General features: G+C 33.4%; 11 protein-coding genes and 1 pseudogene. 8 read left to right on the top strand and 4 right to left on the bottom strand.

The window, feature by feature from the left end; all coding sequences use genetic code 11:
• Positions 1 to 65: 65 nt before the first annotated feature.
• The 4 genes from OPS21_RS01200 (at position 66) to OPS21_RS01215 (ending at position 7,137) form a co-directional block, all read left to right on the top strand.
• Complete coding sequence (locus tag OPS21_RS01200; protein ID WP_264336292.1) at positions 66 to 3,104, top strand: ankyrin repeat domain-containing protein; 3,039 nt, start codon at positions 66 to 68, stop codon at positions 3,102 to 3,104.
• An 89-nt stretch (positions 3,105 to 3,193) separates the two neighbouring features.
• The gene (locus tag OPS21_RS01205; protein WP_264336202.1) at positions 3,194 to 4,513 is read left to right on the top strand and encodes an IS4-like element ISWosp7 family transposase; all 1,320 of its coding nucleotides are present in this window, start codon (positions 3,194 to 3,196) and stop codon (positions 4,511 to 4,513) included.
• Between the two features lie 47 nt (positions 4,514 to 4,560).
• On the top strand, positions 4,561 to 5,115 hold the full coding sequence (locus tag OPS21_RS01210; RefSeq protein WP_264336291.1) for a hypothetical protein: 555 nt from the start codon (positions 4,561 to 4,563) through the stop codon (positions 5,113 to 5,115).
• Positions 5,116 to 5,391: 276 nt separating this feature from the next.
• Positions 5,392 to 7,137: a type I secretion system permease/ATPase gene (locus OPS21_RS01215; protein WP_015588031.1), complete on the top strand. Its 1,746-nt coding sequence runs from the start codon at positions 5,392 to 5,394 to the stop codon at positions 7,135 to 7,137.
• A gap of 99 nt (positions 7,138 to 7,236) precedes the next feature.
• Here OPS21_RS01215 and OPS21_RS01220 read toward each other — a convergent pair whose 3' ends face one another.
• From OPS21_RS01220 to OPS21_RS01230, 3 genes are all read right to left on the bottom strand, one after another.
• Entirely contained in the window at positions 7,237 to 7,998 is a 762-nt protein-coding gene (locus OPS21_RS01220) for a hypothetical protein (RefSeq protein ID WP_264336290.1), read from the bottom strand.
• Positions 7,999 to 8,055: 57 nt separating this feature from the next.
• On the bottom strand, positions 8,056 to 9,318 hold the full coding sequence (locus tag OPS21_RS01225; RefSeq protein ID WP_264336289.1) for a pyruvate dehydrogenase complex dihydrolipoamide acetyltransferase: 1,263 nt from the start codon (positions 9,316 to 9,318) through the stop codon (positions 8,056 to 8,058).
• A 284-nt stretch (positions 9,319 to 9,602) separates the two neighbouring features.
• A complete protein-coding gene (locus OPS21_RS01230) occupies positions 9,603 to 10,097 on the bottom strand; it encodes a WBM0748 family T4SS-associated protein (protein WP_264336288.1) in 495 nt (164 codons plus the stop codon).
• Positions 10,098 to 10,333: 236 nt separating this feature from the next.
• Here OPS21_RS01230 and OPS21_RS08030 point away from each other — a divergent pair.
• Both OPS21_RS08030 and OPS21_RS01245 read left to right on the top strand, forming a co-directional pair.
• A pseudogene (locus tag OPS21_RS08030) lies at positions 10,334 to 11,335 on the top strand (hypothetical protein).
• A 252-nt stretch (positions 11,336 to 11,587) separates the two neighbouring features.
• The gene (locus OPS21_RS01245) at positions 11,588 to 12,568 is read left to right on the top strand and encodes an IS481 family transposase (RefSeq protein WP_264336561.1); all 981 of its coding nucleotides are present in this window, start codon (positions 11,588 to 11,590) and stop codon (positions 12,566 to 12,568) included.
• Between the two features lie 56 nt (positions 12,569 to 12,624).
• Here the strand turns inward: OPS21_RS01245 and ligA are convergent, their stop codons facing one another.
• Positions 12,625 to 14,580 (bottom strand): NAD-dependent DNA ligase LigA, encoded by a 1,956-nt coding sequence (gene ligA, locus OPS21_RS01250; protein ID WP_265027671.1) that lies wholly within the window; start codon positions 14,578 to 14,580, stop codon positions 12,625 to 12,627.
• Between the two features lie 154 nt (positions 14,581 to 14,734).
• On the opposite strand from ligA, the gene OPS21_RS01255 reads away from it, so the two are divergent.
• Together OPS21_RS01255 and OPS21_RS01260 are read left to right on the top strand one after the other, a co-directional pair.
• The gene (locus OPS21_RS01255) at positions 14,735 to 15,034 is read left to right on the top strand and encodes a hypothetical protein (RefSeq protein ID WP_264336284.1); all 300 of its coding nucleotides are present in this window, start codon (positions 14,735 to 14,737) and stop codon (positions 15,032 to 15,034) included.
• A 53-nt stretch (positions 15,035 to 15,087) separates the two neighbouring features.
• On the top strand, positions 15,088 to 15,462 hold the full coding sequence (locus tag OPS21_RS01260; protein ID WP_264336283.1) for a hypothetical protein: 375 nt from the start codon (positions 15,088 to 15,090) through the stop codon (positions 15,460 to 15,462).
• The last annotated feature ends 328 nt before the right edge of the window (positions 15,463 to 15,790 follow it).

Genomic DNA, 15,790 nt, shown 5'->3' on the forward strand with positions numbered 1-15,790 from the left:
AAAAATTACAGTGGTATCTACTAAAGCCTTATTCACTACCGGCATTATTATTTATGAGGTACAGTATGTTCAAAAATAAATTTGACACAGTTACTAATGCTTTCAAAGCTAAATCTAGTACAAGCGCAAAGACACTCAGGTCGGGTTTATTTGTTGCGGGAACCATTGGTATGGCCAGAGCAATTAGTAAGATTGACCTCTCTTCATTACAAGGCAATTCAGAAGATAAAGTCAATAAGCAAGACCTAATAATCATATATGATTATATTAATAAAGTAACTCAAGAAGAAAACTATAATATATGTACTAATAATCTTGATTGTATAAAAAGCAGGATTTTAGCAGAAAATATAAGTGATTCATTAGCTGAAAAATTTCGTCAAGATGGATGGAATATAACAAGTGATGATGGTTCTTCGCTATTAACAGTGGCTATTGAAAGAATCGGGAAAGAACAAAAGAAAAATAGGAATTATGATATTCATGTTAAAATAGCTGTATCTCTAATCCTTGGTATGGACAGAGAATTGATTATAAAATTGGAGAATTTTGCAGATAGTAATGATAAAACACTTCTACATTATTTAGCTGAGTTGGGTAAAGAAGATATTTTACGTTTTGTGATAGAAAATTCTAATTTTGACATTGAAGAAGCATTAAGGAATAAAGATAGAGATGGCAAAACACCACTACACTATGCGGCTAAATCTGGCAATAAAGAATGCTTGAAAATTCTCATAGAAAATGAAGCAGATTTTAGTTGCACTACCAATAATAAAACTGAGTTACACTATGCTGCCAGAAGCGGAAGTCCTAACCTCCTAGAATATTTAAAAGAAATATTGACAGCAAAAGGAATTTTTGATAGGGAGAAAATTAAAACAGATAAATATGGAAATAACGCATTACACTATGCTGTGCAATCTGGAAATGCTGAGTGCATAAAATTCTTCATTTATAATCAAGTACAATTTTTAAAAAATAAATATAATGAGAATCCTTTTCATAAGATTGCAGGTAACTCAGAAACTCAAGAAAATGCCATAAATTTTCTTATAGAGCATCTAAAATTTTTAGGTAGACTAAAAAGTGAAATTAATCAAGAAAATGTAGATGGTAACACCCCATTGCATATAGCTGCAAAACATGGAAATAAACAGCTAATAGGATTGTTTATTAAATCAGGTGCAAAAATTGTTCAGAATAAACAAGGTAACACCCCCTTACATATTGCTATTATACATGGTAATACATATTGTATAGAGCTATTTTATGAAAATATAGGAAATAGCATACTTCAATCCAAAGGTGAGTATGGAAGAGATCTTGTACATTTAGCTGCAATGTACGGGAAGTATGATTGTCTAACATTTTTACTCAATAAATTTCCTGATTACGATTTAAGCACAGAAACACGCAAAGGAAATATGGCCCTACACTTAGCTCTATCGAGTAATACAGAAACAGAACTAAGAAAAAAATGTGTGAGTCTATTAATAGACAGAAGCATGCAAGTAAATAAGAGTAATAATGAAGGAAACACCCCTTTACATTTTGCTGCCCAACTTGATTTATCGTTTTTAAGCATGATAGAAAAAAAGTTGGAAGAGAAGAAATTTGACGTTTACCAAGAGGTTTTGCGTGAGAATAGCAACGGTGACACCGTCTTTTATATGGCAGCACGTGTTGGTAATAAATCATGCCTTGAGTACCTTTTTACAAAAGAGAGAGTGGAAGAAATATTAAGTAAGAAAAATAAGGATGAACAAACTTTACTACACTTATCTATCCTCAGTGGAAGAGTAGAATGCATTAAGTATTTGGTAGAAAAAAGCCCAATTGGTATTTTTCCAGAACAAAATACACAAAAAAAGTTCTTATTTTTAGCTGTTTTGAGCAGCAATAAGGAATGTCTTGAATTTGTAGCAAAAGAACTTGTAGATAAAAAGGTGGCTGCTAGCATCAAAGTGTTATGTGATGAAAACAACAATACATTGTTACACATGGCTGCTCTTGCCGATGGCGTAGTATCTTCTCAGTATATTATTGAAAGCGTTTCTAAATCAACTATTAGAAAACTCTTTAACAGAAACAATCATAAACTTACACCTTTACACTTAGCTGCCATGACCCTTAATGCTGAAGTAATAGAATATTTTATAACAGATAATTATCACTATACTGAGAAAATGTTAAATGTTGTATCTAAATCTGACAGAACACCATTACACTATCTTGTAATGCATGATAATGATTTTGAAAGAATCTTAGATGAGGATTTTAAGCAAGGTCAATTTTTGAAAAAGTTGGTTTTAGAAAAGCGTAAACAAAATGAGCACTTAAGGGAAAAAGCTATTAAAGCCTTATTATACCTAACAACCATCAACAGAGGGCAAATTATAAATAAGAAAATAAATTTTGACATAAAAGATAATAAAGGAAAAACATTTTTAAAATATGCTCTTGAATATAAAAATATAAGTATCTTGAAGTTATTTTTAGATCCTTTTTATGAAATACGGGAAAACCTCAAAAGGGAATATGATAAACTTGAGCTAGAATATCAAGAAAAAAGCCGAAAGATTTTAGAATTCATTACCATGGTCATGTTAGCATCAAATTTTATTAGTTATTTTTGCATTCCCAATAATCAGCAGTCAGAATCTGCAATAAAAAAAACTTTTGACTATATTGTCATGTTCTATTCTATCCTATCACTTACATTTATGTTATCCAACCTCATGATTGGCAATAAAAAAGAACCTATTAAACGTAAGATAGAAAGCTATACTGAAAAAATAAACAGCATTGAAGAGGTCACAGGAAAGTTAGCTAAGACAGAAGTAGAAATCTATGATTCAGAAAGAGACAGAATAATATCGGAACAATTAGCGCAACATGCTGGAGATATTTCACAATTGAAAAATAGATTTAACAAGCTTACGCATGCAATTAGCTTAGAGAGTAGAGATAAACTCAATATTTCTCCTCAGAAAATGAGTAGGCGTGGTAGTACAACGTTAGCAGAAAGAAGAAGTTCATCTTTTCTGGGCAATTTAGGAGAAAAGCTTGGTCAGTATGTAAGACCATACGCGTCAAGTTAAGGAACTGTGGTAATAAACTTAGTGTAAGGAAGAGAAAAAGAAGATATAAGTTCTCTTAAATTTAACAAAGAAAACGGAGAACTTATACAATGAAAAGAATAGTTTGCATCTCAAAAAAGCTCAAAGAATTTTTTAATGAAAAAGCAGATAAAATCTCAGCTACAACAGGGTTCATAAAAAGAAAGAGGAAGCTAAAAGGCTCGTCGTTCATAAAAGCCATCGTTTTGGGTAATATAGGGGTTGATAATTGTAGTATAGAGACAGTGTGTCAATTATTGAATGAAGACTCGATAAATATAACAAAACAAGGTCTGGACTTTAGATTTACCAAGGAAGCAGTGGAATTCATGAAAAGAATGTATAATGAATCTTTAACGTTACTTAAAAATACCTTACAAGTTGATTGCAGAATCTTGAAGCACTTTGGAGGTGTTAAATTATTAGACAGCAGCTATATTAGCTTACCTAACAGTATGGAAGACATGTATAAAGGTTATGGTACCAGCTACAGTGGTTATGAAAGCAATACTAAGTCTGGAATAAAGTTACAATTAGTTTTTGACTACCTAAATCAGACATTAGACCAGCTTAATATAACTGAAGGAATAAGGTCAGATCAGGGTTATAGAAGCCATTTAAGCAATATATCGAACAACGATTTACTAATATCTGATTTGGGTTATTTTGTGCCAAGTTCTTTTAAACAAATCAATGAAATAGGAGCTTATTTCATAAGTCGTTATAAATCCGATACTAACATATATGATATAGAGACAGGTCAAAAAATAGATTTACTAGAACATTTGGGAGATCGATCTTTTCTAGAACAGGAGGTATTGTTAGGAAAAGAGACAAGGGTTAAAGTAAGAATTATATTTAAAAAACTAACTGAAGAACAAGCTATGGCTAGAAGAAGAAAGGCTAATAGGTTAGCAAGATCACATGGATACACATCTTCTCAAAGGAACCAAAAGTTACTAAATTGGTCGATATTTATAACTAATGTTCCAAAAAGTAAGATTAATGCTGAGCAAATACTAGTAGTTTACCGAATAAGATGGCAAATTGAATTATTGTTCAAATTATATAAGAGTAATATAAGGCTTGATAAGCTGAGAGGAAAGCCATACAGAGTATTATGTGAGCTATATGCCAAATTGTGTGCAATTCTTATATTTCATGGAATAGTGGGTTGCACAGAACTGAAAAAAAATACGGAGCTTAGCTTAACAAAGGCATTTATTGAGCTAAAAAGACGGGTTAGAGAGTTATTTTTAGCACTAAATAATAAAATTAAAGGCTTAAATATTTTTCTCAAAAAGCTTACCATAACTTGGTCGCAATTTTCATTAAAAGACAAGTACAGAAAAACTAGGGTATCCACCTTAACTTCTCTAAATTTGCTTTAACTTGACGCGTATGGTATGTAAGACGCACCAGTAGAGTACAAGATACAATGGACAAGTTAGATAATGAATCATGTTTTATAACTATAAATGAGCATTCAGAAAGTAAACCAAAAACTCCGAAAAACAAATTCAAGAATGTTGCAACCAAGCTAAAAAGAGTCAGTATCTTTAGTAAGAAAAAAGAAGATCTTATTGCTTCATCAAGCCTATCAGAAGGTGCTAATCAAGAGAATATTACAAGAATGAATGAAGAAAACTGTGGGTTGATAAAACGATTTGGTGATACCAATGAGTATTTAATATTTTCGACTCCTTTTAATCCAAGCGGTTCAACCTCAAGAGAAGAGTGTGGTAACAATCATAGTGCAGCGCGTCATGTGAGTTATGGTAGTGCAAATAATCCTGTGAGTGATAAGGAAGTTAGTAAATCTCCATCTCTAATACTTTCTAACCTTGAGGAGGGGATTACTGTTGACTGTTTTGAATTCGAAAGATATAGACCAAGGGTATATTCAAGTCCATCTTGTATAAGAAAAAGAGCAATTACAGCTAGATCATTGGAATATGTAATACTTCCTGATCATATAGAAAGAGGAAAATAGATGCAGATTGTAGTCACTGACTCTGATAGCATCAACTTTCAGAGGAGTGATAGTAAGAACTGTCATTGAGTAGTAGATAAGAAAAACGTAGAACAATTGGCAAGGCTATCGTATAAGGTTATAGTAGAGAAGAAATTAGATAGCCTTGCTATGAAAAAGTTTATATTCGCATATCATTAATATTTTATTACATTAATGATATGGTAAGGCAATAACTGTTAATACTTTTGAAATAAAAACTATATATGGTACATATAATTAAATAAAAGGAAGATTGTGGAAATCACTCCGTCAATAAAAAAGGAATTAAAGCAAAGTATACTATATACTTGTCTAGAGAAGTGCAAGAGTGCGTTTTGGTTCATTTTCTGGTTTAGCTCAGGGATTAATGCGTTAATGTTATTTTTGCCACTTTATACCTCTCAGGTACTTGATCGAGTGATATCGAGCGAGAGTGTGTCAACACTAGTTATGCTGACGATTATTACTTTATCTGCGTTTGCATGTTCTGCAATGCTTGAAACTTGTCGATATTTAGCTATGGCAAAAATAGGTGATTGGATTGATAAAACTGCAACACCAGATCTAATAGTAAGGTCAATCAGGTTAACATCAGTACAAAGCTCAACTTCAAGTGGTGAAGCAATACGAGATCTTGGAGTAATAAAAAATTTCATTACAGGAAATGGTATATTTTCACTGTTCGATACTCCATGGTCGCTAATTTACCTTGTTGTGATCTTTATGATACATACCTCTACAGGGTTTATAGCTATTGCCGGGATCATTATATTAGTTTCAATGGCAGTATGGAATGAACTTGCCACTAAGCGTATATTGCGAGAAACCAATGAAGAAACTATACGCAATATTAATGCTATAGATGTTGCAACAAGAAACGCAGAGGTGGTTGAAGCTATGGGCATGTCAGAATTTATAGTTTCTGATTGGTGTAAACGGAATGATCAAAATCGTGCAATGCAAGTTACAGCGCAGAATCGTTCTAATGTGATTACTGGAATTACTAAGTTTCTACGCTCAACTCTGCAAATATCAGTAATTGGAACAGGCGCATTACTTGCAATTACAGCTCACAAAACTGCCGGTAGTATCATTGCTGCCTCGATTTTGATGGGTAGAGTATTGGCTCCATTTGATGCAGCAGTTCATACTTGGAAATTTTTAAATCAAGCCAGAATGTCATATGAGAGGCTACAAAGACTTATACTAACATCCCCAAAAAGAGAGCAAACTATGGCTCTACCAGAGCCTGAAGGGAAGTTGGAATTTGATAGGGTATTTTTTACTCCTTATGGGAGCAATAAGCCAACAGTAAAAGGAATCTCATTTGTAATAGAACCAGGGGATGTTGTTGGTGTTATTGGTGCAAGTGCTTCTGGTAAGTCGACCATTGCAAAACTAACCGTTGGTGTTTGGAAACCCATATCAGGTGTAGTCAGACTAGATGGCGCTGATGTATATACTTGGAATCGAGAGAACTTTGGTAATTATGTTGGTTACTTACCTCAAGATATTGAGTTATTTAACACGAGCGTTAAAGCTAATATTGCCCGCATGAGACCAGATCCAAATCCTGAAGAAATAATCAAAGCAGCAAAAATTGCAGGAATACATGAATTAATACTGAGCTTACCAAATGGGTATGATACAACAATAGGAGGACCTGGAGGAGTAATACTCTCTGGTGGCCAAAAACAGCTTCTTGGACTTGCAAGGGCTTTCTATGGTAATACTAAGCTTTTAGTGCTTGATGAACCGAATGCTAACTTAGACAGTAATGGAGAGGCGCGCTTGATTAATGCAATCAATGTTGCAAGAGAGCAAAATACTACCACTGTTATCATCACTCATAAGCTACAGCTACTATCTGTAGTCAATACAGTGATCGTCATGTCAGATGGGGTTATTTATGCTATGGGACCAAAAGATGAGATTTTGAGTAGATTAGTTGCTCCATCACCAGATGCCACAGAAGATAAACGTTCTTCAGCAAGTGGTTAAGAAAGAGAGAAGTTGTCACACTTCTCTTTCTCTTATAGAGTACTATATGCACAGTTTATAAAATCTTAAGCAATTGTTATTCGAAAAATCCAATAATGATTAGCCACGGAACCTATTTGCTAATTCTCTCACATTAACCTTAGACATTTCTGATGTAGGCTCTTGTGTATATGAGACATCAGATTTAACGCCTTTTTTGTCATGACCTTTAGTAATAGAACATACTACAGTATCAGCCTTTACATGCTTAACACTTGGATCTGATTGAAACCCATGCTTTCTTTCCATTTGTGCTTCAAGCTTACTGCTATCATGTGTAACCCTACACCTTTCTAGATTACGGTCACGTTTGTCAGGAGCTACATATCCATCTATATCATTACATAAGAACGGGCGCACTTTGAACCTGTCTGAACTAACACCATTTTCAACACTTGCAGAATTATGAGCTTTTCTATTATTGCGCATTTTATCTACAGCTTCCTTTATTTTTTCTTTTGATGGTTTTGGCAGCAGTGCTGGCTTATATGCACATGCTGGTAGTTCTGGAAATGAGTCTTCCTGAGACAGCAAATGACTTTGGTTTCTCTTACTATCTGATTCTTCAATATTCTTTATTGATGTCTTGAAAGAGTTTTCGTTTTTCTTTTTTAGATCTAACTCATTTAATCCGCTTCCAACATTATTTTTTCTTGTTGTAGTGTGAATAACACCTGGAAGTTTCACTTCATACTTAAATTTTTTATCAATGGTATCCATTGACTCATTAGACGAGGAATCTATTTGAAACCTATCGTTTGAAAATTTTGATTTTGCAGCATCAAAAAATATACTACGTTTTTCTATCTTTTTATCAGTCATATTTTACCTCTAAACCTATCAATTAATAAAAGTATAAATTAAGAGGTATTAATTTTATTATAATAATAAAGGCTCAAGAAGCATCACCGTAGGGTTTTCTATATAGTACTTAAAGGCATTTAAAAATTTTGCTCCGAGTGCTCCATCAACTGCTCTGTGGTCAACAGAGAGAGTAACTGTCATTATCTCTGCTATCTCTATTTTTTCACCTATGACAACCGGCTGTTTTTTAGATTCACCAACAGCCATAATGCAAGATTGCGGTGGATTGATTATAGCGCTGAAAGTTTTTATACCAAACATGCCTAAGTTGGAGATAGTAAATCCTCCTCCTTGAAATTCTTCAGGCTTTAGTTTTCCAGATCTTGCCCTACTTACTAAATCTTTCACTTCTTTTGATATAGATAAAACACTTTTTTCATCAGCATTTTTTACTATAGGAGTAATCAGTCCATCCTCAAGCGCTACAGCAATTGAGATATCTATATTTGAGTATCTTACTATTTTAGTATCTATCCACGATGAGTTTATATCAGGAAATTTTTTCATGCTGAAAGCCACAGCTTTTATAATTAAGTCATTAATTGTTACTTTATTGTTTTCATTTGCTGAATTAACCTCATTTTTGAGCGATATTAGCTTATCAACGTGGCAGTCTACAGTTAAATAAAAGTGTGGAATATTTTGCTTAGATTCAACTAGGCGCTGCGCTATCACTTGGCGCATATTGCTTACTTCAACTGTTGTATTTTCCTCAAATCTCTCATAGCTTTTAGTTTGATCTAAAAATTCTAATACATCAGCTTTGATGACACGACCATATGGACCTGTACCTTTTAATCGCTTTATATCAACACCTTCATTTTGAGCTATTTTTTTAGCTAAGGGGCTTACTTTTATTCTATTTTCTATTGCTCTATCCTCTTTTTTAGATCCCAGTGTCACACACTGGGATGACATTGAAGAGCTAGATGAAATCGAAGGGTTGGATGATACTGAAAAATCGGCTTCAACCTCCTTCTCAACCTTGGTATTGACGGCAGAAGCTAAATCAAGTGCGCTTTTATCTTCCCCTTCCTCTAACATTAGAGCTATCAGTTGATTTACAGGTACGCCACTTGTTCCTTCCGACACTAAAATTTTTGCTAAAACTCCTTCATCGACAGATTCAAACTCCATTATGGCTTTATCAGTCTCAATTTCAGCGATTACATCACCTATTTCAACTTTATCTTGTTCTTTTTTACACCACTTTACAATTTTTCCTCCAGTTTTACTCATTGTTGGGGAAAGAGCAGGCATCAATATTTCTATAGGCATTTATTCTGCATTAAAAGATCTATTTAATTTTTAATTTACTCTTTACCCTATGTCAATCTAATCGTAAATTATGATACTTATATCATCCTAGTACGTGATGCTGGAATCTTGGTTGACTACTGTTATCCTACTATTTCTATTGCTTAGTCCTAGACAAAGTACAAATAGTAAGATCATCATGAAAATAGACGAACCTATTATAATGGAAATAGAAAAATGTAGTGCTTACTATCCTCTCACAAACATATAGCTTGGGTACAGAAAAATTTATATGAGGGAGCTGGTTAAATTGATAAAAGATCAGAATTAACAGTAGTTTCCGAATCTTCTGTAGCAGGCTCTTCATGTGAAGCAGAGGATACACTAACTTCTTTATCCTCTGTCCTCTGTATAGAACTACCATAAAAACTCCTTAACATCTCTTCAGCAGATGAATTTAAAATCTGTATAATAGACTTTTCACTTTGTTCTTTCATCGATTGATCCATTCTAGAAATCAACTCGGAAAATTCACTACCTTCTTTTCTAGCTTCACTTTCTATCTTATTTTTTATGCTTTCTATATTACTTTGGTTAATTTCTTCTTTCGTTATGTTAAATGAATTAGCAATACCTTGATACTTAATCTCACAATCGCCACAACCAATTATACACAGAGCGACAGATCTAGATATTTCACTTGCAGCCCAATTGTGTATAGTGTAAGCCAAGTAATTGTCATGGTATTTTATATCAAGCTGTTCCTCTATAAACTCAGAAATTTTCTTTTTTAAAGACATAAAGTACCTCCTTCTTACATTACTGTACCTTCTGATTAAAGTACAACAGCTGCTCCTAAATAGCAATCCATATATGGTTTACTTTAATAAATTATTAAAGTAAGAAGCTTTTATATCCTAAAACATAACTTAGATAGGCCAATGTAAAAAAATTTTTAAACGAGAATTATTGTATATATATTACTTATTTGGTAAAATTATTTTGGCAAAATAGCATATAAAAGTTGAGGCTAATTATGAATATTAAAGAACGAAAGGATTTACAACAGGAGTTATTAGGAATTGTTTTCAATATACTGGTAGAAAGTGAAGATAGTACCATAGAAACTATGGAGCTAAGAGCAGTAGAGATAATTAAAAAACTAAAAGAACACATTAATGATGATATAGAACATGGTACAGGATTTGATAGTCAAAAAATGCCAATTTTAGACTGGATCGTTGCTTGTGATTCTCAGAATCATGTTAGACTAAACAACAAGTCGCTATTAAAATTTGAAAAGACAATTAAGGATGTTGGAGGAAGATCAAAGCGAAATTCAAGAGGTTATGTTGGAGGTGAAAGAGAAACATTTCTGAATTTCCACTTCTTTGAAAACGTGAATGAAAGAAGGGCAAGGAACTATGAGAGATTAGATCATATTCTAAATCAACCTCGGAGAGTTCTCCTTAGCAACAGGGATGAAAATATAGTAAGGCAAAGAACGCAAGAGATACTAAATAACATCAGAGATCTTGATAGAGCAGCTGACAGAGAACTATTCTCTGGAAACAGGAGTGAAAGTATAAGAAGACCAGGAGAACAAATGTAGCCAAGTGAAGTATCACTAAATCTCTCCGAAAATAGGGATGAATATACAATAATGAGAGAAAGAAGAAGAGCGGGAAGGCGAATGCGGCCAAATTTTGTTAGACGTGAAAGAGAAGTACCACTTAGTTCAAAAATAGGACAATTAATTGTTGTAGTTTCGTCCATAATTGTAGGTGCTTTCATTGGTACAATGGTTGGTATGGTCATTGCTGGTTTATGTATTGAGCTTTGTGTAATCACCACTGCAGAACCGATTCTTCTCATCATGGGTGCTACTGCTGTTATAGGAGCTATTGTAGCAGGAACTGCTCCTGTATTAAAGCTAATAGAGATGTTTAAAGGTCAAGAACCTAATCTTTCTCCTAATAGCGGTCTGGAAAGCTCTAATACTGAACATACTTATTTAAATAGGCAAAGAGTTATTTAGAAAAAAATTGGAGAAATGTTCAAGGAAGTTCATTGGTAAAATACAGAGGTTTAATTATAGCTTTGTAGTTTAGGTTCTGGTTAAAGATTTTTATTTTAGCAGTTAAATCAAAGTCAGATCTAATTAGAGTGTGTGATTCATAGAGGTTATTACAGCAAAAATGTAAGATAAAATAAAAACTTTGACTTGTGATAGTTTAAATACCTTATTACAATAATATGAATAAATTCATCAACAAGAGGCAATCAGTAAATGGATACCAAAGTTAAGTTGCGTCTGAATTGGATAGAATTATACAAAAAATTAGGTCATGCAGGCAAAGTATGTCAACACTATAACATTTCACGCTTTACCTTACGAAAATGGTACAAACGTTATGAAAAGCTAGGTGAACAGGGATTGTCAAACCTTAGTAGCAGGCCTAAAACTTTACCCTTACAAAAAATCAACAAGTCAAATGAACAGCTCATTCTTCATCTGAGAAAAGCTAGAAAATTAGGAGCAAGACGTATTCAAGCTGAATTAAAGCGTTTACATGATATCTCTTTTGCATTGGCTACTATACACAAAGTTTTGAAGAAACACGATGTAAGTCTTTTACGTATTAAGCGCCACTATCGCAAGCAGATTAAGCGTTATAACTGCAAAGTGCCAGGAGAGCGTGTACAAATGGATGTTTGCAAAATATCTTCGGGGCTTTATCAATATACTGCTATAGATGATTGTACGCGTTATAAAGTTATCGCATTATACTCAAGGCGTACTTCAAAAAATACTCTGGATTTCCTAAAACAATTAAGGGAAAGGGCTCCATTTCATTGTCAAAGGATTCAGACCGATAGAGGACAAGAATTTTTTGCTTACGAAGTGCAAGAGTGTCTAAAAGAATGGAAAATAAAATTCCGTCCAATTAAGCCGTTTTCCCCACATTTAAATGGTAAAGTAGAAAGAGCGCAGCGTACAGATTTAGATGAATTTTATAGTAGCGTTAACATTAAGGATTATGAATTGCAAGTCAAGCTTAGGGATTGGGAAGAATATTATAATAAACAACGTCCTCATAGCTCTCTTCAGGGAAAGACTCCTTGGGAAAAATATAAAGAACTGGAAAAAACAATTCCTTGTCTAAGTGAAATACAAAAAAATTATATCTCATCAAAAGAAACATTTGTCATGCAAAATTACAAACATAACCAAGAGTTAAAGTCACTTCAAAAATATAAAACCTCTTAACAGGTATTTCAAGTTCAGACTTGATCTGACAAATTAGTTGCAATAACCTCTATGAATCACACAATTTTATTCCACTGATCTTCGTTTAAAATTTCCACACCTAACTCAATTGCTTTTTTATATTTTGACCCTGGATCTTCTCCTGCAATTAGATAGTCAGTTTTAGCAGAAAGACTTGAACTGATCTTTGCCCCTAGAGCTTTAGCTCTTACTTTTGCCTCTCCTCTACTCATAGCACGTAGCTTACCAGTAAACACTATAATTTTGTTATTCAAAAAAGAATCGCTAGAGTTGGAGCTCACGGGAAGAATTTGCAGATATGCAGTAAGATCATTTAACATTTTAATGTTACGTTCCTGAGAAAAAAACGATTTTAAAGATTCAGCTACTTTTTCTCCTATACCATCTATACCTACCAACTCAACATCATTTGATGACATCGAATTATACCAGTTATTATAAGATACATAATAATTTGCGAGCAATTCTGCTGCAACTTGGCCGATAAATCTGATACCCAAAGAAAATATGAACCTATCTAGAGAGATTACTCTTCTGCTTTGTATAGCACTTAATAGATTAGCTATTGACTTCTCGCCCCAACCATGATGCTCTTTTAAGGAAAACTCTTTTAATCTTTCCTCTAAAATAAAAATGTCTGGAATTTGTCTTATTAGTTCCAGGTCATAAAAAAACTTTATTTGTTTTTCACCAAGGCCAACAATGTCAAATGCATCTTTTGACACAAAATGTTTTAGTTTTTCTACTATTTGAGCCTTGCAATTAAATTCTTTAGGACATCTTACTGCAACTCCTTCAATCTGCACTTTACTACCACATTCAGGACATATGTCAGGAAACACAAATTCAGGCATATTTGCATGACGAGAACCTTCATCTACTTTGACAATTTGAGGAATTACATCTCCAGCTCTTTTAATTGTTACAACATCTCCTTCTCTTATGTCTTTACGTTTTATCTCATCTTGGTTATGTAGACTTGCTCTGCTAACTAGCACTCCGCCAATATTGACTGGTACCAAATCTGCAACTGGAGTTAAAAGCCCCGTTCTACCCACCTGTATAAATATTTTATTTAACTTTGTCTTTGCATAAACCGCAGAAAATTTATATGCAAGCGCTGAGCGTGGCGCTTTGTGTGTACTTCCCAGACGACTTTGTAGCACCAAATCATTCACTTTATAGACTATCCCATCGATATCATAACCCAAGTTATAACGATAATCATAGATCTCGTTATAGAACTTTAGCATTCCATTCAAACTACTTGTTAAGAAGCGATGCTCATTTACACAAAAGCCAAGTTCCTCAAGTCTATCTAGTACCTCACTTTGACTTTTCTCTATTCCACCAATTAAAGAATAAGCAAAATATCTAAGAGGCCTTTTTGCTGTAATGTTCGCATTCAATTGCTTTAAAGAACCAGCAGCTGCATTTCGAGGATTAGCGAATTCATTATTTTCATTTAACTTTAAAAAGTCGCTGTTACTGATATATATTTCACCCCTTACTTCTAGTCTTCCTTGCACATCTTGTAAAAACTTAGGAAAGCCTTTTATTGTTGCAACATTGTGAGTTACATCCTCTCCTACAAAACCGTCACCTCGAGTTGCAGCTTTAACAAATTTCCCATCTTCATAAATTGCAGAAAATGACAATCCATCAATTTTTGGCTCACATAATATCTCTATTTCATCTGCAATTAAAAATCTCTTTATCTTAGACAAAAATTTTTCTACACCTTGTTCATCATAAGCATTCTCAAGAGAAAGCATAGGTTCTTGATGTTCCACCTTAGAAAATCTCTCATCAGGCGGAGCACCAACACTATCTTGTGTTGCATAAGCTTCTGGCTCTATCGCAGCTAACTTTTTTTTCAGTTCATCATATTCAGCATCACTTATCTCTGGCTTACTTTTTTGATAATATAAGATATTATGATAATTAATTTGATTTTGCAGTTTTTCTCTCATCTTTTCCAAGTCAGTCATGATACCAATATAATGCTCTTTGCCGTCAAGTCATGAATTTTTTCAAAAGGTACTATAAATTTATACTACTGCCCTGAAAAGCAATACTAATATTAATATAATTTTTGTACTTGTATATTAATGTTAGTATAGTTTTTAAATTAAGGAGTACATTATGAAAGAATACAATTACAAAAATTTGGCTGACGAATCAAACTTCGGCTCTCAAGTGTATCGTGCAGGAATGTTTGATAAAATTCTTGGTATAAGCAAAACAGCAAAAGAAGCTGCGAATCAAGTAATATCTCAAATGGGTAACGATTTAAAACTAGAAGCTAGAAAAGCAGCTCAAGATGAAGTAAAAAAAATAGAAGGAAAAATGCTAACTTTAGCTGAAGAGAAAGCTAACAAAATAGCTACCGAAAAAGCTAATCAAATAGAAAAAAAATATCGACTTCAATTGATAAGACAGTAAAGTCAGTAGAAGCAAATTCTGAAAAAGCAGCAAAAAATGCAGCTGAAAAAGCAGTGAAAAAAGTAGGACCAGAAGTTGCAGATTTGCTAAAGCCAGAAATAAAAACTCAGGTAGAAGAAGAAGTAAAAAAATATACTGAAGAAAAAATTGAAAGCCTTATAAAACCTGAAATTACAAGCAAAATAAATGATCTTGTCACTACACAAAGTAAAGAAGTAAGTACACTTTTAGAAGATGAAATGAATAAATTAGTCGAAGATGCACATAAAAATTTGAATGGGAAAATAGATCAGATTAAATGTGAACTTACAAAAGTAAAATCTGATCTCTTAGAAGCTAGTGCAAACAGTTTCCTTGAGAGCACAAAATTATTGTCGCTTATGGCAGAAAATGAAACATGTGAAAACCAAGATTTAGTGTATTTTTAATCACAACAGGGGTTTTATATAAGGTTTTTATGGGTTAAAAAACCCATAAAAACCTTAGGATAAATGAAGAGAAAAGTATCTGTTAAGTTGCATGGCTACTGTGCAAAATATTGAAGCAAAAAGGTTTCATCCCAGTACTTCCTACCTTGTCATCCCAGTGCTCAGACACTGGGATCCATTGTTCCTTTCTGGATTACAGCGTCACGCGCTGGAATGACACCTATTATTGTTTTTACTTTATATCTTTATTTGTCTATCTTATTTTGCCATTCTGTTGAACGAATACAGGAAAATAAACTGTAATATCTAACTTTGATGCAAAAAATAT

The organism is Wolbachia endosymbiont (group B) of Chorthippus parallelus, from assembly GCF_947251815.1.
Classification (GTDB): domain Bacteria; phylum Pseudomonadota; class Alphaproteobacteria; order Rickettsiales; family Anaplasmataceae; genus Wolbachia.

Coding starts and splice junctions, on each gene's coding strand:
- OPS21_RS01200 (WP_264336292.1), top strand. CDS start 66: ATGTTCAAAAATAAATTTGACACAGTTACTAATGCTTTCAAAGCTAAA.
- OPS21_RS01205 (WP_264336202.1), top strand. CDS start 3,194: ATGAAAAGAATAGTTTGCATCTCAAAAAAGCTCAAAGAATTTTTTAAT.
- OPS21_RS01230 (WP_264336288.1), bottom strand. CDS start 10,097: ATGTCTTTAAAAAAGAAAATTTCTGAGTTTATAGAGGAACAGCTTGAT.
- ligA (WP_265027671.1), bottom strand. CDS start 14,580: ATGACTGACTTGGAAAAGATGAGAGAAAAACTGCAAAATCAAATTAAT.
- OPS21_RS01225 (WP_264336289.1), bottom strand. CDS start 9,318: ATGCCTATAGAAATATTGATGCCTGCTCTTTCCCCAACAATGAGTAAA.
- OPS21_RS01255 (WP_264336284.1), top strand. CDS start 14,735: ATGAAAGAATACAATTACAAAAATTTGGCTGACGAATCAAACTTCGGC.
- OPS21_RS01210 (WP_264336291.1), top strand. CDS start 4,561: ATGGACAAGTTAGATAATGAATCATGTTTTATAACTATAAATGAGCAT.
- OPS21_RS01245 (WP_264336561.1), top strand. CDS start 11,588: ATGGATACCAAAGTTAAGTTGCGTCTGAATTGGATAGAATTATACAAA.
- OPS21_RS01220 (WP_264336290.1), bottom strand. CDS start 7,998: ATGACTGATAAAAAGATAGAAAAACGTAGTATATTTTTTGATGCTGCA.